The sequence below is a fragment of the Paraburkholderia xenovorans LB400 genome (assembly GCF_000013645.1).
GTDB classification, from domain to species: Bacteria; Pseudomonadota; Gammaproteobacteria; order Burkholderiales; family Burkholderiaceae; genus Paraburkholderia; species Paraburkholderia xenovorans.
The window spans coordinates 504,219-524,854 of the sequence record NC_007951.1 but is presented as its reverse complement, the minus strand read 5'-3'; the positions used below and the strand labels follow the sequence as shown (position 1 = coordinate 524,854).

The window sequence follows — 20,636 nt, the reverse complement described above, 5'->3', positions numbered from 1 at the left end:
TCCCGGAGAAAACAAGACCATGGAATTTTTCCGTTTCCGCAAAGACATTCCGTTCATGCAGCGCGCGTTGATTTTCAACGCCATCTCGCTGCTAACGTTCCTTGCTGCTGTGTTCTTCCTGCTGCATCGCGGGCTGCATCTGTCGGTGGAGTTCACCGGCGGTACGGTGATCGAAGTGCAGTATCCGGGCGCCGCGCCGCTCGAACCGGTGCGCGGCACGCTGGGCAAGCTCGGTTACGCCGACGCCCAGGTGCAGAACTTCGGCACCTCGCGCGACGTGCTGATCCGTCTGCCGCTCAAGCAGGGCTATACGTCCGCGCAACAGAGCGACCAGGTGATGAGCGCGCTGAAGGCCGATACCCCGCAGGTGCAACTGCAGCGTGTCGAGTTCGTCGGCCCGCAGGTCGGCAAGGAGCTCGCCACCGACGGCCTGCTTGCGCTCGCCTGTGTGGTGATCGGCATCGTGATCTACCTGTCGTTCCGCTTCGAATGGAAGTACGCGGTGGCCGGCGTGATCGCGAACCTGCACGACGTGATCATCATTCTCGGCTTCTTCGCGTTCTTCCAGTGGGAGTTCTCGCTGTCGGTGCTGGCCGCGGTGCTTGCGGTGCTCGGCTATTCGGTGAACGAATCGGTCGTTATCTTCGACCGGATTCGCGAGACCTTCCGCCGCGAACGCAAGCTGAGCGTGATCGAAGTCATCAACCACGCGATAACCAGCACGATGTCGCGAACCATCATCACCCACGGCTGTACGCAGATGATGGTGCTCTCGATGTTCCTGTTCGGCGGCCCGACGCTGCACTACTTCGCTCTCGCGCTGACGGTCGGTATTCTGTTCGGTATCTACTCGTCAGTGTTCGTCGCCGCGGCGCTCGCCATGTGGTTCGGCGTGAAGCGCGAAGATCTGATCAAGGACAGGAAGGAACGCACCGACGCGGACGATCCGAACGCAGGCGCGCAAGTCTGATCCTGTTGTAGCGTCAGACCTCGCAACAAAAAAGGCCGGTTCATGATTGAACCGGCCTTTTGCGTTTACCGCCGCCCTCCGGCCCTGCTCAGCCGTCGCGCTGCGCCATCTCGCAGCCGCAACGCACGGCGCCGGCCTCAGCGAAAGCCGAGCTTGCGCCGCGCCGCGATCAGCGCAACGAGGCTCACGGCCGCGGCGAAAATCAGGTAATAACTCGGCGCGGCCTTCGAGCCCGTCACGCTGATCAGCCACGCAATGATGAACGGCCCGAAACCGCCGAAAATCGTCACGGCAATGTTATAGGCGAGCGACATGCCGGTCGTACGCGTTTGCACCGGAAACATCTCCGAAAGCAGACCCGGCAGCGCCGCGAAATACCCGGTCATCAGAAAGCCGAACACGATCTGCATGACGATCAGGGTGCCGAAGGTCGGATGCGCAACCAGATACACGAAAGCCGGGTAGATCAGGACAAGCAGCAGCAACGCCGAAGCCAGCATGATCGTGGTGCGCCCATGCCGGTCCGACAGATGGCCGATCAGCGGCGAGAACACCATCTGGATCAAGCCGGTCAATGCGATCGCCGCGAACGCCACCGAGGGCGCCAGTCCCAACTGCTTCACGCCGAAAGTCGGCATGAACAGCACCAGATAGGTCGACACCGTCCCGAGCACCACCACGCCGATGGCGATCAGCAGGCGCAATTTCTGGCTGGTGAAGGTATCGCGCAGCGGCGTCGTGGTCGTTTCGGCCGCGAGGAATTCAGGCGTCTCGTCGAGCTTCGTGCGGATATACCAGGCGACCGGCCCGATCAGCAGACCAAAGAAGAACGGCACGCGCCAACCCCAGGAACTCATCTGCTCCGGCGAGAGCTGGCCGGTGAGCAGCACGCCGAAGCCGGCGGCCAGCAGCGTGGTGAGCCCCTGGCTCGCCACCTGCCAGCTCGCGAAAAAACCGCGCCGCCCCGGTACGTGTTCCGCGAGAAAGGCGGTAGCGCTGCCGAACTCGCCGCCCGCCGAAAAGCCCTGCATCAGACGCGCCAACACGAGGATCACCGGCGCGGCGAGACCGATGCTCTGATAGGTCGGCAGAATCGCGATGATCAGCGTGCCGGCCATCATCAGCAGGATCGACAGGGTGAGCGCCGCCTTGCGGCCGGCACGGTCGGCATAGGCGCCGATCACGATCGCGCCGAGCGGCCGCATGAAGAACGACACGCCGAACGTGCCGAGCGTGAGAAGCAGCGAGACCGTGTCGTTACCGGCCGGGAAAAACAGCTTCGCGATCACCACCGCGAAAAAACCGTACACCACCAGATCGAACCATTCCAACGCGTTGCCGATCGAGGCCGCGACCACCGCGCGCCACGAACTCTGCCGGCTTCCCGTGAGGCTTGCTGCTGTCGTTGCGTTCATGCAGATCTCCGATTCGCGCGAAAATATTATTGATGTCGGCTTCACGCCTGAATGCCCGACTGGATGCGCGCACAACCAATGCGGTGCCTGCGCTCTATGTACCCGAAAAATTAATACGGCGCGAGTGCGAAATTGCGCGGCACCGCTGCATAAGGCTTCCGGCGTTTCGTGCGAACGACAAAAAACCGCTTCGTCGCCAAAGCGAGTTCGAAGCGGTTTTTTTGTTGCGACGCAACGGCCGCGCGATCCGGCAGCCGAACGCGATAGAAGCACTGAGCGCCTATTGCCTGATGCCTTCGGACTGGATATGCAGTTTGGTATCCATGCTGAAGCCATATTTGACGCCGAAATCCATGCCGTAGTCGGCACGGTTGAAATGCGCGCTCGCTTCCACGCCGCACACCTCGCGCTTGAGCACCGGGTGCTGCATGCACTTGAACGACTCGATCTTCAGATTCAGCGGTTTGGTGATGCCGCGAATCGTCAGGTTGCCGATCACTTCCACCGGCTTGTCGCCGTCGAACCTGATATCGGTGCCCTTGTAGGTTACCGACGGATATTTGGCGACGTCGAAGAACGCGTCCGACTTCAGATGCTCGTCGAGCTTGCCGTTGCCCGTATCAACCGAGGCGGGATCGACCGTCACGTCGACCGTGCCGGTTTTCGCCGCGCGGTCGAGCGTGACCGTGCCGGAGCTCTTGGTGAACTTGCCGCGCCACACCGAAAGGCCGCCGAAGTGATCCGCCTCGAAGCTCGGATACGTGTGGGTCGGATCGAGCTGATAGGTATCAGCGGCCGCGAACGCGCCCAATGAGAAAGAAGAAGCCAGCGCCCCGAAGGCGATCAACATGGATGTTTTCAATTCGTGCTCCCAGGTTCCTGAAAAAAGCCGCGCGCCCGAGTGGCGCGGCAAGCGTCACTTGCGTGCTGCAACGATATGAAACTTGATGACCACCTCATCGGCGACCACCGAGGTGTCCTTCCATTCGCCGGTGCCGATATCGAATTGCGAGCGTTTGATCGGCAGCGAACCGTCGAAAATTTGCATTGCGCCCTGCTGGGCTACCGTGACCGGTACCACCACCGTCTGCGATTTACCCTTGATGGTCAGCTTGCCGGTCACCTTGAACTGGTTGCCGCCGGCCGGCGCAATCGCGCTGGAGACGAAGGTGGCGCTCGGATAGGTCTTGGCGTCGAACCAGTCTTTGCCGCGCACCTGGTCGTTGTAGCTTTCGTCGCCGAGATCGTAGCTGGCCACGTCGATACTGAACTGCGCCGAACCCTCGGCCGGTTTTGCCGGATCGAACCTGACCTGCGCGGTAAATTTACCGAACTTGCCTTCCACCGGCACGTTCATCTGCTTCGACGTCGCAGTCACCGAGCTTTTCGCGACGTCCACCTGCGCGAGGGCGCTGCCGGCCACGGTCAACGAGGCCGCGGCGAAGGCGGCGAGCATGTAGCGATAAAACGAGACCTTCATGGTTGTCCTTATTTGAGGAAAGGGAGCATGCGCGAAAGCAGGCCGTCGCGATCCAGCCATTGATGCTTGAGCGCAGCCGCGACATGCAGCGCGACCAGCACGAGCAAGGTGTAATTGAGCGTGATATGCACGTTCTTCAGGAGTTCCTTGAGGTGCGGGTCCGGCGCGATCAGGCGCGGCAGCGGAATCAGCCCGAGGTAGACCACCGGCACGTTGGCCGCCGAGCTGTACAGGTAGCCCGACGCGGGGATCGCGATCATCAGCACGTACAGCAGCAGATGCACGACATGCGCGGCGCCGCGCTGCCAGGCCGGCATGCGGCGCGGCATCACAGGGGCCGAGTGCGTGGCGCGCCACAGAATGCGCAGGACGGCGAGCGCGAACACCGTCACGCCGATCCATTTGTGCCACGAGAAGTAGCGCAGCTTGGTCGGCGTGAAACCCGGGATATCGGTCATCACCCAACCGAGCGCGAAGCCGCATACGATCAGCAACGCGATCAGCCAGTGCAAGGCAATGGCAGTCCGCGTGTACGACTCCCGGCTGCCGAATGAAGGATTGAGTGCCATGACAGGTCGACGCAAGCTAAGAGAGGTTAACGGCGCAGCCCGCGCGGATATTCCGGCTGGCCATGCGTAAGGCATCGGCACAGACGGCAGCATCCTGCCTGCCGTGGCACGCACCAAGGCGGCCATGCTACCCCAATCGGAAAAAACTGGCAGAGGGTCGCCGGAGACGCCTCCCTGGGAATTCGCCGCATCTGCCGCGCACATTGAACAATTAGGGACGGAGATTGTCAGAGCTATACCGGTTCGATGCCGCACGATGTAGCATTGACCGTCGCCCGAAAGCCGCCGCGGTTCACGATCGCAGCTCGCCACGCGGCTCAGCACAATGGCCGATGCGACGGCCGGGCGCGTTTGGTACTATTGCTCCACACTTTGATCAGACCTGCCAAAGAAACGGGCATTGCACGCTTCCCCTCACACTGTCAGCCCTCTGCCCTATGGAACATGACAACCTGATTGCGTGCCATGAATGCGATACGCTGTTCCGCAAACCCCGGCTCGTCGGGCGCACGGTCGCGCGCTGTCCGCGTTGCGGGGCCACGCTCTATCGCGGCATCTCCCGCCGGCTCGACGCCGTCAGCGCAATGACGCTGGGCGCGCTGATCACCTTCCTGATCGCGCAGGGCTTCCCGATCGTCGAACTCGAAACCAACGGCATCACCTCGCAGACCACGCTGTTCGGCGCGCTCATCGCGCTATGGGACGAGGACATGCAGATCGTCGCGGTCATGGTGTTCTGCTCGACCATTCTGTTCCCGCTGACCGAACTCGTCGCGCTGCTCTACGTGCTGATCCCGTTACGCGCCGGCTATGTGCCGCACGCCTTCAACCGGGTGCTGCGCGCCATTCAATTCGTGCGCCCGTGGGGCATGATCGAAGTCTTCATGCTCGGAATACTGATCACCATCGTGAAGATGGTGAGTCTCGCGCGCGTGATTCCGGAAGCGGCCTTGTTTGCGTTCGGCGTGCTCACGCTGATGCTCGCCGTGGTGGTCACGTTCGATCCGCGCATTCTGTGGGACCTCGCCGACGAACTGGGCGCCCGCGACCAACGGCCGCTGCCGCGCACTTCCGCCGACAGCGCGGCGGCCGCGCTCAACTCGGTCGCGGGACCGCCCGCGCCGCCCGAGGTGCTTGGCGCGGAACCGTCCGCCTTGCCGCCGGTCGTGCCGCCGGCACCACGTCGAGGGTGAGCACGCCATGAAATACGTTACCGCGAGAAGCGCGGGTCTCGTCAGCTGCCATGCGTGCGGACGCGTCGAGCCGCGCATTCGTTCCGTCACGGCGCAGCACTGTTCACGGTGCGGCGCGCACCTTCATTCGCGCAATCCCGACAGTCTCATGCGCACCTGGGCGCTGCTGATCGCCGCCGCGCTGCTGTATATTCCCGCGAATCTGCTGCCCGTGATGCACACCTCGTCGCTGCTCGGTTCCGAAGACGACACCATCATGAGCGGCGTCGTTTATTTCTGGACCTCGGGCGACTGGCCGCTCGCGGTGATCGTGTTTGTCGCCAGCATCATGGTGCCGATGCTCAAGCTGAGCGTGCTGGTGCTGCTCACCATCACGGCGCAGCGCCGTTCGCGCTGGCGGCCCGATCAGCGCATCACGCTTTACCGGATGGTCGAGCGGATCGGGCGCTGGTCGATGCTCGACGTGTTCGTCGTCACGCTGACCGTCGCGCTGGTGCGCTTCAAGTCGCTTGCCGTGATTACGGCGGGCCCCGGAGCCATCGCTTTCGGCTCGGTCGTGATTCTGACCATGATGGCCTCCATGCAGTTCGATCCACGCCTCATCTGGGACCACGTGGAAGGCAGTACCCCAAAACCTCAGGATCTCAAACATGACTAGCCCGCAAGAACCGACGCCCGCCCCCGATGCGCCGCGCAACGATTCGAACGGACCGAAGCTGCCGCCCCAACTCCCCGACCCTGACATTGAACCGCGCAGCCGCTGGCTGCCTTCGCTCGTCTGGGTGATTCCGCTGATTGCCGCGCTGATCGGCATCGCGCTCGTAATCAAATCGGTCACCGCGAGAGGCCCGACCATTACGATCAGTTTCGTCAGCGCCGAAGGCCTCGAACCCGGCAAGACCAAGGTGAAGTACAAGGACGTCGACGTCGGCGCCGTGAAGACCATCACGCTGTCGAAAGATCTGTCGCACGTGCTGGTGCAGGTCCAGCTGACCAAGGAAGGCGAAGACTTCGCGGTCAAGGATTCGCGTTTCTGGGTGGTGCGGCCGCGTGTCGGCGCGAGCGGCGTGTCGGGTCTCACCACGCTGCTCTCGGGCGCCTACATCGGCGCGGACGCCGGCCATTCGCCGGATACCGAGAAGAACTTCGTCGGCCTGGAAACCCCGCCGCCGATTACCGGCGACCAGAAGGGCCACCAGTTCATCCTGCATGGCGACTCGCTCGGCTCGATCGACATCGGCTCGCCGATCTTTTACCGGCGCGTGCAGGTCGGCCAGGTAGTCGGCTTCTCGCTCGACAAGGACGGCACCGGCGTGACCATGCAGGTCTTCGTGTCCGCGCCGTTCGACCAGTATGTCGGCACCAATTCGCGCTGGTGGCATGCGAGCGGCGTCGATCTGCGGCTCGATTCCAGCGGCTTCAAGCTGAACACCCAGTCGCTTGCAACGGTGATCGTGGGCGGGCTGTCGTTCCAGTCGCCGCCGGGTCAGGGCGTAGGCGCGCAGGCGCCGAACAACATGACCTTCCGCCTCGGTTCGGATGAAGCCGATGCGATGCGCGAACCGGACGGCGTGCCGCTGCGCGTGGTGATGAACTTCAACCAGTCGCTGCGCGGCCTGTCGATCGGCGCGCCGGTCGATTTCCGCGGCATCGTGCTGGGCCAGGTGACCAACATCGGCATCGACTACGATCCGAAGACGCGCAGCTTCACCATGCCGGTGACGATGAACCTCTATCCGGACCGGCTTGGCAGACGCTTCCGCGAGACCGCGCCGGCACCGGGCAGCCTGGCGGGTCAAACCATGCTGCAACAGCTCGTCAAACATGGTCTGCGCGGCCAGTTGCGCACCGGCAATCTGATTACGAGCCAGTTGTACGTGGCGGTGGACATCTTCCCGAAGGCGCCGCCGGCAACCGTCGACGTGGCGAGCGATCCGCTCGAACTGCCGACCATTCCGAACACGCTCGACGAGTTGCAGCTCCAGGTCGCCGACATTGCGAAGAAGCTCGACGCAGTGCCGTTCGACCAGATCGGCAACAACCTGAACAGCGCGCTGAAGAACGCCGATCAGCTCTTCACGCGACTCGACAAGGAAGTGGTGCCGCAGGCGCGCGACACGCTCGCGGCGGCGAAGCAGACCTTCGGTTCGGCCGAGGCGACCTTGCAGCAGGATTCGCCGTTGCAGTCCGATGTTCATCAGGCGTTGCAGGAATTGACGCGCACGTTGCAGTCGCTCAATGCGCTGTCGGATTATCTGGAGCGCCATCCCGAATCGCTGTTGCGCGGTAAATCAGGAGATAAACCATGATGTTTGCCCGGCTCCCCCGCCCGCCGCGCGGGCTCGCGCGTGGTGCTGTTCTTGCCGGCGCGCTGGCCGGACTGGTGGCGCTGGCGGCGTGCTCGTCGCCGTCGAGCCGCTTCTATACGCTGGGATCGGACAGCACTGCCGCAGCGGCGGCGCCGGTCAGCGGCCGGACCCCGGCTGCGCCGGCGTGGCTGATCGAAGTCGCGCCGATCGACGTGCCGCCGCAGGTGTCGAAGAATCAGCTGGTCGTGCAAACGGGACCGACGCAGGTCAAGGTGCTCGAAGAAGAGCGCTGGGCTTCGCTGCCCGGCGACGAGATCCGGCGCGCGTTGTCGACGAGTCTCACGCAGCAGTTGAACACCATCGACGTGTATGGCACCGCACGGCCGGATGCCACGCCGGTGTATCGGGTCGGCATGAACGTGCAGCGCTTCGAGTCATGGCCCGGCTCGCATGCGTTGATCGATGCAGTGTGGAGCGTCCGCTCGGTACGCAGCAACGCGGTGATGACGTGCCGCAGCGTGGTCAGCGCACCGGTGAGCGGCGGGTACGACGCACTGGTCGACGGGCATCGGCAGGCGCTGCAGCGGATATCCGTGCAGATAGCTTCCGCCGTGCAGGCAATGGCTGCCGCTGCGCCGCAAGGTCAAGGCACGAGGGGAGCCGCTTCGGCTTCGACCAAGGGGACAGCGGTGAGTGTGGCCGTGCCACCCTGTCCTTCAGCGGACAGCACTGCGGGAGCCGGCGCCTGAAGTGTTCGACTCGCTCAGACGATTCATCAGGAAATGGCGCGCTTCGCGCGACGGCGGTCACCAGCTCGATGCGCTGCTGGCAATCGCCGACCGGACCGCACCGTATCCGGAGCGTAGCGAATGGCTGATCGAACTCGCCCACTGGATTCGCCGGGGCCACGCAGTCGAGGCCGGCGCAGCCGCCGCTGGAGACAACGCCCACCACTCCACGCCAACGCACACGCGAATCCGCTATCTCCTCCATGTGCTCGACCGCAACCCGGTCTGGAAGGGCAACGTCGCCGGTATTCTGCGTGCCCTGCTGCGCGAGAGCGACGGCCTCTCGCTGCTGTGCGACGCCGGCATGCCCGTGCATTCAGGCTTCTTCGGTGCGCTGTTCGAGCGACTCGAAGCCGCGTTGATTCCGCCCGCGCCGAACCGGCGCGACCTCACCGCGATCGTCACGCTCATGTTCAGCTCGGAGCGGGACGCCGAATGGATCGGCGCGCTGCCCACCGACCTGCTGATCCGCATCCACGCACTTTTCGATTACGCGGCGGACGAAGACGAACAGCGCGATACCACACCGTTTTCGCTCGACCTGCTGGCCGCGCTGCATAACCTGACCTGCCAGATCAGTTCCACGGGCCTGTCACAAACCGTGCGCAGCCGTCTGGGCCGAGCCGATCCGGACGAGCGCGGCTCCGCTCACGCGCACCGCGATCGCGACGGCCATGCCGCGCACGAGGCCAGCGACGTGCGCGTCGCGATGGAAAAGCAGCCGTTCTACCGGCTCACGCGCGCAATGCTCGCCGTCGAAACCGTCCATCAGGCGTTCGTGGCCGGCGGCCCGCAGGAGCCGCTGCTGCACGAGGTCAACTATCTGCGGCTGCTGCTCGACGAATGCCGCGGCGCGACGGACAACGTCTTCGCGCATCTCTATCGCAACGGCGTGAGCGTCGACATCGTGTTCCAGGTCGAACGGATGCGCATGCGGATCGTTCGCGCCGAGCATCTGCTGAATGCCTGGATGGCGCAAGACGATCCGCACGCAGGCGCGCGCCTCACCGCCGAACTCGTCAACGCGAACCATGCGAGCCAGAGCGTCGCGCACCTGGTGCGCAGCAACTTTTCGCTGCTGGCGCGCAAGGTCGTCGAATACAGCGCCGATACCGGCGAGCATTACATCGCCCGCGATCGCGCCGAATATCTGAAGATGCTGCGCATGGCGGCCGGCGGCGGTCTCGTCACCGTCGTCACGGTGTGCGTGAAATTCGCCATTACCGGCGCGCATTTTCAGGCGATGTTCGAAGGCCTGCTGGCCGGCATCAACTACGCGGCGAGTTTCCTGCTGATGCACTTCCTGCACTTCTCGCTCGCCACCAAGCAGCCGGCCATGACCGCACCGACGCTCGCGCGGGAACTCGACGGTGTCGGCACGCCGGCAGGGGTCGACAGCTTCGTCAGTTCAGTGACCGCGCTGATGCGCACCCAGGCCGCCGCGGTGCTCGGCAACGTCCTGCTGGTGTTTCCCGTGTGCTTCGGCGTGCAATTGCTGTGGCATGCGCTGTTTCGCGCCAACATCATTTCGCCGGAGAAGGCGCACGCCACGCTGCACTCCTTCTCGCTCTGGGGGCCGACACCGTTCTACGCCGCATTGACCGGCGTGCTGCTGTGGTCGTCCAGCCTGCTTGCGGGCTGGGCGGACAACTGGTTCGTGCTGCATCGCGTTGCCGACGCCCTCACCTATAACCGCCGTCTGCGCATGACGCTGGGCGCGGCCGGCGCCGAGCGGATCGCGCGGTTTTGCCGTGCGAATGTGGCGAGGGTGGTCGGCAATATCACGCTCGGGCTGATGCTCGGCCTGGTGCCGGCCATTCTCACCGCGTTTGCGTTTTCCTTCGAAGTGCGTCACGTCACGCTCAGCGCCGGCTCGATCGGCGTCGCGCTCGGCGTGCTCGGCAAGGACGCGCTGAAGCTGCCGGAGTTGTGGTGGGCGGTGGCGGGTGTCGGCAGCATGGCGATACTCAACGTGGCCGTGAGTTTCGCGCTCGCCTTCTACATGGCGGTGAAATCGCGCGACTTGCGGCGCAACGCGGTGCGCTCGCTGCGCGGCGCGATCTGGCAACGGCTGTTCCGGCATCCGCTGGAACTCGTCTGGCCGGCAAAAGCGGCACGCGCAGCCAGGTAGAGGCTGGCGGCAGAAACCGCTCGCCGCGCCGCGCGCCCAGCCGGCCGCGGCTTGCCGCCAGGCAATCGCGCAGGGCCGCCCACCCCGACCGCGTACAATAGCGCCTTATCCAACGCCTTCCGGCAACCTCAATGTCCTTCGATTTCTTCCTCCCTTGCCCACGCGGCCTTGAAGCCTCGCTCGCGGCCGAACTCGCCGAAATTGCCGCCCAGCACCTGAACGGCGCGCCGTTTACAGCCGGCGCACAAGTGCCGGGCGGCGTGCATTTCCGCGGAGGCTGGGCCGCCGGCATGGCCGCCAACCTGCACTCGCGCCTCGCGAGCCGCGTGCTGCTGAAAGTCGCGCATCGTCCGTATCGCAGCGAGCAGGACATTTACGCGCTCGCGGTCGAACAGCGTTGGGAACAATGGTTCTCGGCAAACGAAACGCTGCGGGTGGACGTCACCGCGATCAAATCGCCGCTGCGCAGCCTGGAATTCACCACACTGCGCGTGAAGGACGCGATCTGCGACCGTCTGCGCGAAGTCAGCGGCGCGCGTCCGAGTATCGACACCGCCATGCCCGACGTGCGCGTGTTCGCGTTTCTCACCGCCACCGACTGCACGCTGTATCTCGACACCTCGGGCGACCCGCTCTTCAAGCGCGGCTGGCGCCTCGACAAGGGTGCGGCGCCGCTGCGCGAGAATCTGGCCGCGGGCATTCTGCGTCTGACCGGCTGGACCGCCGGCACGCCCCTGTACGACCCCATGTGCGGCAGCGGCACGTTCCTCGCGGAAGCCGCGCAGGTGGCGCTGAATATCGCGCCGGGCGCGGAACGCCGCTTCGGCTTCGAGAAGCTCAAGCAATACGAGGCCAAAACCTGGCAAACGCTCAAGGCCGCCGCGCTCGACGCGAAACACGCCGCGCGTAATTCACGCGCCGATCTGCAGATCTTCGGCAGCGATATTTCCGGCGACATGCTCGACAAGGCGCGCGCCAACTTCCAGCGCGCCGGCTTGCCGTCCATTCCGCTCAAGCAGCTCGACGCGCGCAACATGACGCCGCCCTCATCCGCGGCGGGCATTCTCGTCGCGAATCCGCCCTATGGCGAACGGATCGAAGTGCGCGGACGCAATGCGCGCGGCGAGCTTCGTGAAGGCCGCGGCAATCGTGACAGCCGCGAAGACGACGGCTTTCGCCGCGCCCAGGAGGAAACGCCGGACAGCGAATTCTTCCAGTCGCTCGGCGACGCGCTCAAGCAACGCTTCACCGGTTGGCATGCGTTCATCCTGACATCGGACCGCAAGCTGCCCGGCCAGTTGCGTCTGCGTGAATCGACCAAGACACCGCTCTTTAACGGCGCGCTCGAATGCCGGCTGTTCCGCTTCGATCTGATCGCGGGCAGCGTGCGGCAGCGGCCGCAAACCGATACGCCGGCGGCTTGACGCACAGCGCAGCGCTTTCGGCGCTGCCGCTGCGAGGCGATAAGAACCGCGAGCCGCGAACCGGCCTCGCGGTTTTTTTCGCCTGCCGCCTGCTTCGGCCCCATCGCTGCTTTCACCGCTTCTTTCACTGCTCCTGCCACTCCCTACTGACACCACGCTGTCAGTAGCACCCCCGCACACTCCTTCTCACGCCATCCGGCGCTTTGCACGGCTTACCCGCCATCCCCAGGAGAGTGACATGTCCACATCATCCAAAGTTGTTGCATGGTTCGAGATTCCGTCCGTCGATTTCGATCGCGCCGTTCGTTTCTACGAGGCCGCGCTCGACGTCAAACTGAACGTGCAGGAAATCGGCGGCCAGCCGATCGCCGTGTTCGGCTACGAGGAACCGGCCACCGGCGGCGCGATCGTCCACAGCCCCTCGATGACGCCGACCGGCGACGGCGTGCTCGTCTACCTGAACGCGCAGCCGAACGTCGACGCCACCCTCGCGCGCGTGGAGAAAGCCGGCGGCAAGACCGACGGTCCGGTAATCAAGCTGCCGCAGGACATCGGCTATATCGCGTTCTTCACCGATACGGAAGGCAACCGCCTCGGCCTGCATTCGCGGACAAACGGTTAAGCTCAAGCGCATCACGACGCTCACGCGCGGCGGGCGCGAGGCGCCGCGCACGAACGCCGACCGGAGCGCGGCATGCGGCGCTATCATCGCGGGACTGTCCCGGTCCTCCTCTACACCACGCCCACGATGACGCGCCGCGCCGACCGCCTGTTCCAGATCGCCGAACTGCTGCGCGGACGGCGTCTGACCACCGCGCAGCAACTCGCCGACTGGCTGAATATCTCGCTGCGCACGGTCTATCGCGATGTGCGTGATCTGCAACTGTCTGGCGTGCCGATCGAGGGCGAAGCCGGCATCGGCTACCGGCTGAGCCGCACGGCGAGTTTGCCGCCGCTCACCTTCACCGCCGACGAACTGGCCGCGCTCGCCGCGGGCGCACGCATGCTCGAGTCATGGGGAGGCGCCGCCTTTGCCGGCGGCGCGCGCGGCGCGCTCGCCAAAATCGCTTCGGCCATGCCCGCCGACAAGCGCGCGGCGCTGGAAAGGCTGGCGGTTTTCGCGCCGTCGTTTCACATCAAGGGTAATTTTTCGGCGCAACTGGACGCGCTGCATCGCGCGATCGATACGCGGCACGTGGTGAGCTTCGCTTACGTCGACGTGAATGGCGCGGCGACCGAACGACGGGTCTGGCCGCTTGCACTCGCGTATTGGGGCGCGCGCTGGACGCTTGGCGCGTGGTGTGAATTGCGCAGCGATTTCCGCAATTTCGGACTGGAGAAGATCCAGAATCTTCAGGTGCTCGAACAGTATCCGGATCAGGAAGGCAAACGGCTTGCGGATCTGTTGCGACATGTGAATGCCAGGTCGAAGTGAGGATGGCGGTTTGCCGTTGCGAGGCAAACCGCCATCCTGTTCCAGGCGGCTTTATTCCACCGCCTTCACCATATCTTCGATCACCTTCTTCGCATCGCCGAACACCATCATCGTCTTGTCCATGTAGAACAGGTCATTGTCGAGACCCGCGTAACCCGCCGCCATCGAGCGCTTGTTCACGATCACCGTGCGCGCCTTGTACGCCTCGATGATCGGCATGCCCGCGATCGGCGACTTCGGATCGTTCTTCGCCGCCGGATTCACCACGTCGTTCGCGCCGAGCACCAGCACCACGTCGACCTGGCCGAACTCGCCGTTGATGTCGTCCATTTCATAGACCATGTCGTACGGTACTTCGGCTTCGGCGAGCAGCACGTTCATGTGCCCCGGCATCCGTCCGGCCACCGGGTGAATCGCGTACTTCACCTCGATACCCTTTCCGACCAGCTTGTCGGTCAACTCCTTCAACGCATGCTGCGCGCGCGCCACCGCCAGCCCATAACCCGGCACGATCACCACGGTCTCTGCGTTGCCGAGCATGAATGCCGCGTCGTCGGCCGAACCGGATTTCACCGGACGTTGTTCAGCCGCGCCGCCCGCGGCAGCCGCGCCCGGCTCGTTACCAAAGCCGCCGAGAATCACGTTGAAGAACGAGCGGTTCATCGCACGGCACATGATGTACGACAGAATCGCACCCGACGACCCCACCAGCGAGCCCGCGATGATCAGCATCGGATTGTTCAGCGAGAAGCCGATGCCCGCCGCCGCCCAGCCCGAGTACGAATTCAGCATCGACACCACCACCGGCATGTCCGCGCCGCCGATCGGAATGATGATCAGCACGCCCAGCACGAAGGCGATCACCGTCATGATGATGAACGGCAGCCACGATTGCGTGAGGAAGAAGATCACGCCGAAGCCGAGCATCGCGAGCGCGAGCAGCAGGTTGATCAGATGCTGCCCGGCATACACGACCGGCGCACCCTGGAACAGGCGGAACTTGTACTTACCCGACAGCTTGCCGAACGCGATCACCGAACCGGAGAACGTGATCGCGCCGACGAACGTGCCGATGAACAGCTCGACGCGATTGCCATACGGCAGGAAACCCGGCGCGGTGTTCTCCGGATCGACCAGACCGAACGCCGCCGGCTCGGACACCACCGCATAAGCGATACACACGGCGGCCAGACCGATCAGCGAGTGCATCGCCGCGACCAGCTCCGGCATCTTGGTCATTTCCACGCGCGCGGCGACGAACGCGCCGATCGCGCCGCCGATCACCAGCGCGACCAGCAGCAGTCCAAGCCCCAAACCGAGGTTCGACCCGAGCCCGTTAGCCTGCTTGACGATCAGCGCGATGGTGGTGAGGATCGCGATCGCCATCCCGGCCATGCCGAAGGTATTGCCGATGCGCGCGGTCTTCGGATTCGACAGCCCCTTGAGCGCCTGAATGAAGCAGACCGACGCGACCAGATAAAGCAGCGTGACGACGTTCAGACTCATTACGCGTTCTCCTTTGCCGTCTTGTCTGCAATCAGCTTCTTCGGCTCTTTCTTGCGGAACATCTCCAGCATTCGCCGCGTCACGAGGAATCCGCCGAACACGTTGACCGCCGCGAGTGCGACGGCCAGCGTGCCGAAGAACTTGCCCGGCGCGCCCAAGGTCAGTCCCGCAGCGAGCATTGCGCCGACGATCACGATCGCCGAAATCGCGTTGGTCACGGCCATCAGCGGCGTGTGCAGCGCGGGCGTGACGTTCCAGACCACGTGATAGCCGACGTAGATCGCCAGCACGAAGATGATCAGGTTGATGACGGTGTGGTTGATGACTTCCATCGCCGCTCTCCTATGTATTGATTCGATGTCGGCCAGAGTAAGCGCGTCGGCGCTTACCTCGGTCCCATGCAATTGACTGCTCAGGCTTTGCGCGCGACTTCGCCGTCGCGGGCCAGCAGCGTGGCCGCGACGATGTCGTCCGCGAGATCGATGTTCAGGGCGCCTTCCTTCGTGATGATCAGCTTGAGGAAATCGAGCAGGTTGCGCGCGTAGAGGGACGACGCGTCGGCGGGCACCATCGAGGCCAGATTCGTATAGCCGACGATGGACACGCCGTGCCTGATCACCACCTGATCCGCTTCGGTCAACGGACAGTTGCCGCCGCGCCGGCCTTCGTACTCGGCTCCGCGTCCCGCCGCGAGATCGACCAGCACGGAGCCGGGTTTCATCGCCTGCACGGTTTCCACCGAGATCAAGGTCGGCGCGGCGCGCCCCGGAATCAGCGCGGTGGAAATCACCACGTCAGCCTGTCTGGCGCGCTCATGAACTAGCGCCGACTGACGCGTGAGCCACGATGGCGGCATAGGCCGCGCATAACCGCCGACGCCTTGGGCGGCTTCACGCTCCTCGTCGGTTTCGTAGGGCACGTCGAGAAATTTCGCACCGAGCGATTCGATCTGCTCCTTGACCGCGGGACGCACGTCAGATGCTTCGATCACGGCGCCCAGACGCTTCGCAGTCGCAATCGCCTGCAAGCCCGCCACGCCCGCGCCCAGGATCAGCACGCGCGCGGCCTTCACGGTGCCGGCGGCGGTCATCAGCATCGGCATGAAGCGCGGGTACAGCGTGGCCGCGAGCAGCACCGCCTTATACCCGGCAATGTTGGCCTGCGAGCTCAGCACGTCGAGGCTCTGCGCACGCGTGGTGCGCGGCGCGGCTTCGAGCGCGAACGCGGTGACGCCGGCTGCCGCCAGCTTTGATGAGTTTTCGGTATTAAAAGGATCGAGCATGCCGACCAGCACCGCGCCGCGCTTCAGAAGCGGCAGTTCGGCGTCGGTCGGCGACTGCACCTTGAGAACGAGATCGGCGCCGAAAGCGGCCGCGGCGTCGACGATCTCCGCGCCGGCGGCCGTAAAGGCGTCGTCAGGAAAGCTTGCGCCGGTGCCGGCGCCGCTCTGGATCGTGACCCGGTGGCCCTGGGTCACGTACTTCTTGACCGTCTCGGGCGTCGCGGCGACGCGGGTTTCGTGCGCGCGCGTCTCGGCTGGCACTCCGATGTGCATCGTTGTTCCTCCTCGACTTCCTGTTTTACGACAGATCCGCCGACGAGGCACGCCGGCTTGCAAGTGCAACGGCTAACGCCTCACTTTAACCGAAACGGGCGCCGCGTCGAAATCGGGGACAATGCGGGGGGCCTTGGCGGACGCAGGCTGCGTCGTGGCGGGTCTGCGGGCCGGTGGAGCGGAACGCCGCGCACCGGTCCGCTTCCCGGCAGGCGAGGCCTATAAACGGTAAAATGCGCACCCATGAAACCGGAAACCTGGCTGCCGCACGTCACCGTCGCGGCCATCGTCGAGCGTGACGGGCGCTTTCTCGTGGTCGAGGAACATACCGCCGACGGCCTGCGCCTGAATCAGCCCGCCGGCCATCTGGAAGCGGGCGAAACGCTGCTGGAAGCGGTGGTCCGCGAAACGCTCGAGGAAACCGCCCATCCGTTCGCGCCCGAGGCGCTGGTGGGCATGTACATGACCCACTTCGAGCGGCCCGGCAACGAGGGTGTCACCTACCTGCGCTTCACCTATTGCGGCGCAGGCGGCGAGCCCGACCCGGAGCGCGCGCTCGACCCTGACATCGTCCGCACGTTGTGGATGAGCGCGGGCGAATTGCGCGCCTGTCCCGAACGGCACCGCACGCCGCTCGTCATGCAATGTCTCGACGACTACCTCGCGGGCCGGCGTTTCCCGCTCGACTTCGTGCACACGCATTCGGTCGGGCCCAAACAGTAAATATCGCGGCGGCCGTCACGAGCGGCCGCCCACGATCCATGAAGTCATGCAGCACCCAGTGAGCACCTTATGAGCAAGCAGAAAGTCGTAGTAGGCATGTCGGGCGGCGTCGATTCGTCGGTCACCGCGTGGCTGCTGAAGGAACAGGGCTACGACGTGGTCGGCCTGTTCATGAAAAACTGGGAAGACGACGACGACAGCGAGTACTGCTCGACGCGGCAGGACTGGATCGACGTGGTCTCGGTGGCGGACCTGATCGGCATCGACGTCGAAGCGGTCAACTTCGCCGCCGAATACAAGGACCGCGTGTTCGCCGAATTCCTGCGCGAATATTCGGCCGGCCGCACGCCGAATCCGGACGTGCTCTGCAACGCCGAGATCAAGTTCAAGGCGTTCCTCGATCACGCCATGTCGCTTGGCGCGCAAACCATCGCGACCGGCCACTACGCGCGCGTGCGCGAGAACAACGGCCGCTTCGAGCTGCTGAAGGCGCTCGACCATACGAAAGATCAGTCGTACTTCCTGCATCGGCTGAATCAGGCGCAGTTGTCGAAAACGCTGTTTCCGCTCGGCGAAATTCCGAAAACCAGAGTGCGCGAAATCGCCGAACAGATCGCGCTGCCCAATGCGAAGAAGAAAGATTCGACCGGCATCTGCTTTATCGGCGAACGGCCGTTCCGCGACTTCCTGAACCGCTATCTGCCCACCAAGCCCGGCCCGATGAAAACCACCGAGGGCAAAGTGGTCGGCGAACATATCGGCCTCGCGTTCTACACGTTTGGGCAGCGCAAGGGCATCGGACTCGGCGGCAGCAAGGACGGCAGCGGCGAGCCGTGGTTCGTGGCCGGCAAGGACATCCCGTCGAACACGCTGTACGTCGCGCAAGGCCACGATCATCCGTGGCTGCTCAGCCATACGCTGTCAGCGGGCAACACGAGCTGGGTGGCGGGCGAGCCGCCGGCGGACGGCTTTGCGTGCGGCGCGAAAACCCGTTACCGGCAAGCGGACGCGCCGTGCACGTTCAGCTCGGCGGGAGCCGGCGAAGGCCTGTTCGAACTGAATTTCGACGTGGCGCAATGGGCTGTCACACCAGGGCAATCCGCCGTGCTCTACGATGGCGACGTGTGCCTGGGCGGCGGCATCATCGAACATGCGGTGACCGGCCAGCCGGCCACACGACAGCCTCAGAAAGCGGCGCTGCTGACCGCCCGTTGACCATGCATTCAATCGATCGGCAATGCAGCGCGCCGCCGCGCGGGCACGGCTGAATCTGCTCGCGGCGTCCATGCGTTCGCTGTTCAAGCGGCAACTCGCGTCACCATTCGCGTCACCATGACACGCAGTCGCCCGTTTTCCTTCACGACGGATTCCGCCGGCGCCAACGGCGCTGGCGATCCCGCCGTGACGATCCTCACTGCACCGGAGTCCCCATGTTTTCTCGACGTTATCTCGCCATGTGGTGCGCAGCCGCGCTGTTCGCGGTCTGTGCGGCGTTCGCCGCCACGCATCACATTTCGTGGTTCTGGATCATCGTGCCGCTCGCGCTCGTCGCGCTCGGGCTGTTCGACCTGACACAGCAGCGTCACGCGATCCTGCGCAACTATCCGCTGTGGGGCCACTTCCGGTTCCTGTTCGAATTCATCCGGCCGGAAATCCGCCAGTATTTCGTTGAAGGCGATACCGACGAAAAGCCGTTCTCGCGCGCCCAGCGCAGCATCGTCTATCAGCGCGCGAAGAACGACGTCGACAGCCGCCCGTACGGCACGGAGCTCGACGTCAAGGCCGTTGCGCACGAATGGATCAGCCACTCGCTCGCGCCGACCAGGCTCGATAGCCACGACTTCCGCATCGTCGTCGGACCGGATCGCGCGCAGCCTTATTCGATGTCGATCTTCAACGTCTCGGCAATGAGCTTCGGCTCGCTGTCGGCGAACGCGATCATGGCGCTGAACCTCGGCGCGAAAAAAGGCAACTTCGCGCACGACACCGGCGAAGGCTCGATGTCGAAGTATCACCGCGAGCACGGCGGCGACATCATCTGGGAAATCGCCTCGGGCTACTTCGGCTGCCGCAACGAAGACGGCACCTTCAGCGCGGAGAAGTTCGCGAAGCAGGCCGCCGAGCCGCAAGTGAAGATGATCGAGGTGAAGCTCTCGCAAGGCGCGAAGCCGGGTCACGGCGGCGTGCTGCCGGCCGCCAAGATCACGCCGGAAATCGCCGAAACACGAGGCGTGCCGATGGGCCGCGACTGCATCTCGCCGGCCACGCACTCGGAGTTCTCCACGCCGCGCGGCCTGCTGGAATTCGTCGACCGTCTGCGCACGCTGTCGGGCGACAAGCCGACCGGGTTCAAGCTGTGTATCGGGCACCCGTGGGAATTTTTCGGCATTGCAAAGGCGATGCTGGAAACGGGCATCCTGCCTGACTTTATCGTGGTGGACGGCGCGGAAGGCGGCACGGGCGCGGCGCCGCTGGAATTCACGGATCACGTCGGCGTGCCGTTGCAGGAAGGCCTGCTGCTGGTGCACAACACGCTGGTGGGCATCGGCTTGCGGCAACGTATTCGCATTGGCGCGAGCGGCAAGATGATCACCGCGTTCGACATTACCAAAACGCTCGCTATTGGCGCGGACTGGGTCAACGCGGCGCGCGGCTTCATGTTCGCGGTGGGCTGCATTCAGGCGCAGACCTGCCACACCGGGCGCTGCCCGACCGGCGTCGCGACGCAGGACCCGGTGCGCCAGCGCGCCCTGGTGGTTCCCGACAAGGCAGACCGCGTCTTCAATTTCCATCACAACACGCTGCATGCGCTGAAGGAAATCATTCAGGCCGCGGGGTTGAAGCATCCGGCTGAGCTGCGCGCGCATCACATCGTGCGGCGCGTGTCGTCGCACGAGGTGCAGTTGATGTCGGAGCTGCTGAAGTATCTCGATCCGAACGATCTGCTCAACGGCAATTATCGCTACTCGCTGTTCGAGAAGTACTGGCCGGTGGCGCAAAGCGATTCGTTCTCGCCGAAGGTGGAGTTGGCGGCGACGTGATTGGCTTGCCGAAGAGCCGCGTTTGACGCACGCCTGTTGACGAAGAGCCGCAAAACGCAGCTCTTCGTCGTCCAGAGAACCCGCCAACTCCCGTCCG

Annotated in this window: 19 protein-coding genes; 12 read left to right on the top strand and 7 right to left on the bottom strand. The window is 64.3% G+C overall.

Annotated features, from left to right (window positions below; genetic code table 11):
- Positions 1-19 precede the first annotated feature (19 nt).
- Entirely contained in the window at positions 20-970 is a 951-nt protein-coding gene (gene secF, locus BXE_RS02345; protein WP_011486829.1) for a protein translocase subunit SecF, read from the top strand.
- A gap of 137 nt (positions 971-1,107) precedes the next feature.
- Here secF and BXE_RS02340 read toward each other — a convergent pair whose 3' ends face one another.
- The 4 genes from BXE_RS02340 to BXE_RS02325 all read right to left on the bottom strand — a co-directional run bounded on the left by BXE_RS02340 (position 1,108) and on the right by BXE_RS02325 (position 4,434).
- Complete coding sequence (locus BXE_RS02340; protein WP_011486828.1) at positions 1,108-2,385, bottom strand: MFS transporter; 1,278 nt, start codon at positions 2,383-2,385, stop codon at positions 1,108-1,110.
- Between the two features lie 280 nt (positions 2,386-2,665).
- Entirely contained in the window at positions 2,666-3,235 is a 570-nt protein-coding gene (locus tag BXE_RS02335) for a YceI family protein (protein ID WP_011486827.1), read from the bottom strand.
- Between the two features lie 66 nt (positions 3,236-3,301).
- Positions 3,302-3,865 carry a YceI family protein gene (locus tag BXE_RS02330; RefSeq protein ID WP_011486826.1) on the bottom strand — a complete coding sequence of 188 codons (564 nt, stop codon included), beginning with the start codon at positions 3,863-3,865 and terminating at the stop codon, positions 3,302-3,304.
- A gap of 8 nt (positions 3,866-3,873) precedes the next feature.
- Complete coding sequence (locus tag BXE_RS02325; protein WP_011486825.1) at positions 3,874-4,434, bottom strand: cytochrome b; 561 nt, start codon at positions 4,432-4,434, stop codon at positions 3,874-3,876.
- Positions 4,435-4,871: 437 nt separating this feature from the next.
- On the opposite strand from BXE_RS02325, the gene BXE_RS02320 reads away from it, so the two are divergent.
- From BXE_RS02320 to BXE_RS02285, 8 genes are all read left to right on the top strand, one after another.
- Positions 4,872-5,627 (top strand): paraquat-inducible protein A, encoded by a 756-nt coding sequence (locus BXE_RS02320; protein WP_011486824.1) that lies wholly within the window; start codon positions 4,872-4,874, stop codon positions 5,625-5,627.
- A 7-nt stretch (positions 5,628-5,634) separates the two neighbouring features.
- Positions 5,635-6,285: a paraquat-inducible protein A gene (locus BXE_RS02315; protein WP_007179294.1), complete on the top strand. Its 651-nt coding sequence runs from the start codon at positions 5,635-5,637 to the stop codon at positions 6,283-6,285.
- Complete coding sequence (locus BXE_RS02310; protein WP_011486823.1) at positions 6,278-7,936, top strand: intermembrane transport protein PqiB; 1,659 nt, start codon at positions 6,278-6,280, stop codon at positions 7,934-7,936. The genes BXE_RS02315 and BXE_RS02310 overlap by 8 nt, the downstream gene beginning before the upstream one ends.
- Positions 7,933-8,685, top strand: a complete 753-nt coding sequence (locus BXE_RS02305) for a PqiC family protein (protein WP_011486822.1) — start codon at positions 7,933-7,935, stop codon at positions 8,683-8,685. The genes BXE_RS02310 and BXE_RS02305 overlap by 4 nt, the downstream gene beginning before the upstream one ends.
- Before the next feature lies 1 nt (position 8,686).
- Positions 8,687-10,855 carry a site-specific recombinase gene (locus BXE_RS02300; protein ID WP_011486821.1) on the top strand — a complete coding sequence of 723 codons (2,169 nt, stop codon included), beginning with the start codon at positions 8,687-8,689 and terminating at the stop codon, positions 10,853-10,855.
- Positions 10,856-10,986: 131 nt separating this feature from the next.
- Positions 10,987-12,279, top strand: coding sequence for a THUMP domain-containing class I SAM-dependent RNA methyltransferase (locus tag BXE_RS02295; RefSeq protein ID WP_011486820.1), 1,293 nt, complete (start codon positions 10,987-10,989; stop codon positions 12,277-12,279).
- 238 nt (positions 12,280-12,517) lie between these two features.
- Complete coding sequence (locus BXE_RS02290; protein ID WP_011486819.1) at positions 12,518-12,901, top strand: VOC family protein; 384 nt, start codon at positions 12,518-12,520, stop codon at positions 12,899-12,901.
- Positions 12,902-12,973: 72 nt separating this feature from the next.
- Entirely contained in the window at positions 12,974-13,714 is a 741-nt protein-coding gene (locus tag BXE_RS02285) for a helix-turn-helix transcriptional regulator (protein ID WP_011486818.1), read from the top strand.
- 51 nt (positions 13,715-13,765) lie between these two features.
- Here BXE_RS02285 and BXE_RS02280 read toward each other — a convergent pair whose 3' ends face one another.
- The 3 genes from BXE_RS02280 to BXE_RS02270 form a co-directional block, all read right to left on the bottom strand.
- Positions 13,766-15,220: an NAD(P)(+) transhydrogenase (Re/Si-specific) subunit beta gene (locus BXE_RS02280; RefSeq protein WP_011486817.1), complete on the bottom strand. Its 1,455-nt coding sequence runs from the start codon at positions 15,218-15,220 to the stop codon at positions 13,766-13,768.
- Entirely contained in the window at positions 15,220-15,552 is a 333-nt protein-coding gene (locus tag BXE_RS02275; protein WP_007179302.1) for an NAD(P) transhydrogenase subunit alpha, read from the bottom strand. The genes BXE_RS02280 and BXE_RS02275 overlap by 1 nt, the downstream gene beginning before the upstream one ends.
- Positions 15,553-15,632: 80 nt before the next feature.
- Positions 15,633-16,775: a Re/Si-specific NAD(P)(+) transhydrogenase subunit alpha gene (locus BXE_RS02270; protein WP_011486816.1), complete on the bottom strand. Its 1,143-nt coding sequence runs from the start codon at positions 16,773-16,775 to the stop codon at positions 15,633-15,635.
- 243 nt (positions 16,776-17,018) lie between these two features.
- On the opposite strand from BXE_RS02270, the gene BXE_RS02265 reads away from it, so the two are divergent.
- The 3 genes from BXE_RS02265 to BXE_RS02255 all read left to right on the top strand — a co-directional run bounded on the left by BXE_RS02265 (position 17,019) and on the right by BXE_RS02255 (position 20,539).
- A complete protein-coding gene (locus BXE_RS02265) occupies positions 17,019-17,498 on the top strand; it encodes an NUDIX hydrolase (protein WP_011486815.1) in 480 nt (159 codons plus the stop codon).
- A 69-nt stretch (positions 17,499-17,567) separates the two neighbouring features.
- The gene (gene mnmA / locus BXE_RS02260) at positions 17,568-18,713 is read left to right on the top strand and encodes a tRNA 2-thiouridine(34) synthase MnmA (protein ID WP_011486814.1); all 1,146 of its coding nucleotides are present in this window, start codon (positions 17,568-17,570) and stop codon (positions 18,711-18,713) included.
- A gap of 215 nt (positions 18,714-18,928) precedes the next feature.
- Positions 18,929-20,539, top strand: coding sequence for an FMN-binding glutamate synthase family protein (locus BXE_RS02255; RefSeq protein ID WP_011486813.1), 1,611 nt, complete (start codon positions 18,929-18,931; stop codon positions 20,537-20,539).
- Positions 20,540-20,636 lie beyond the last annotated feature (97 nt).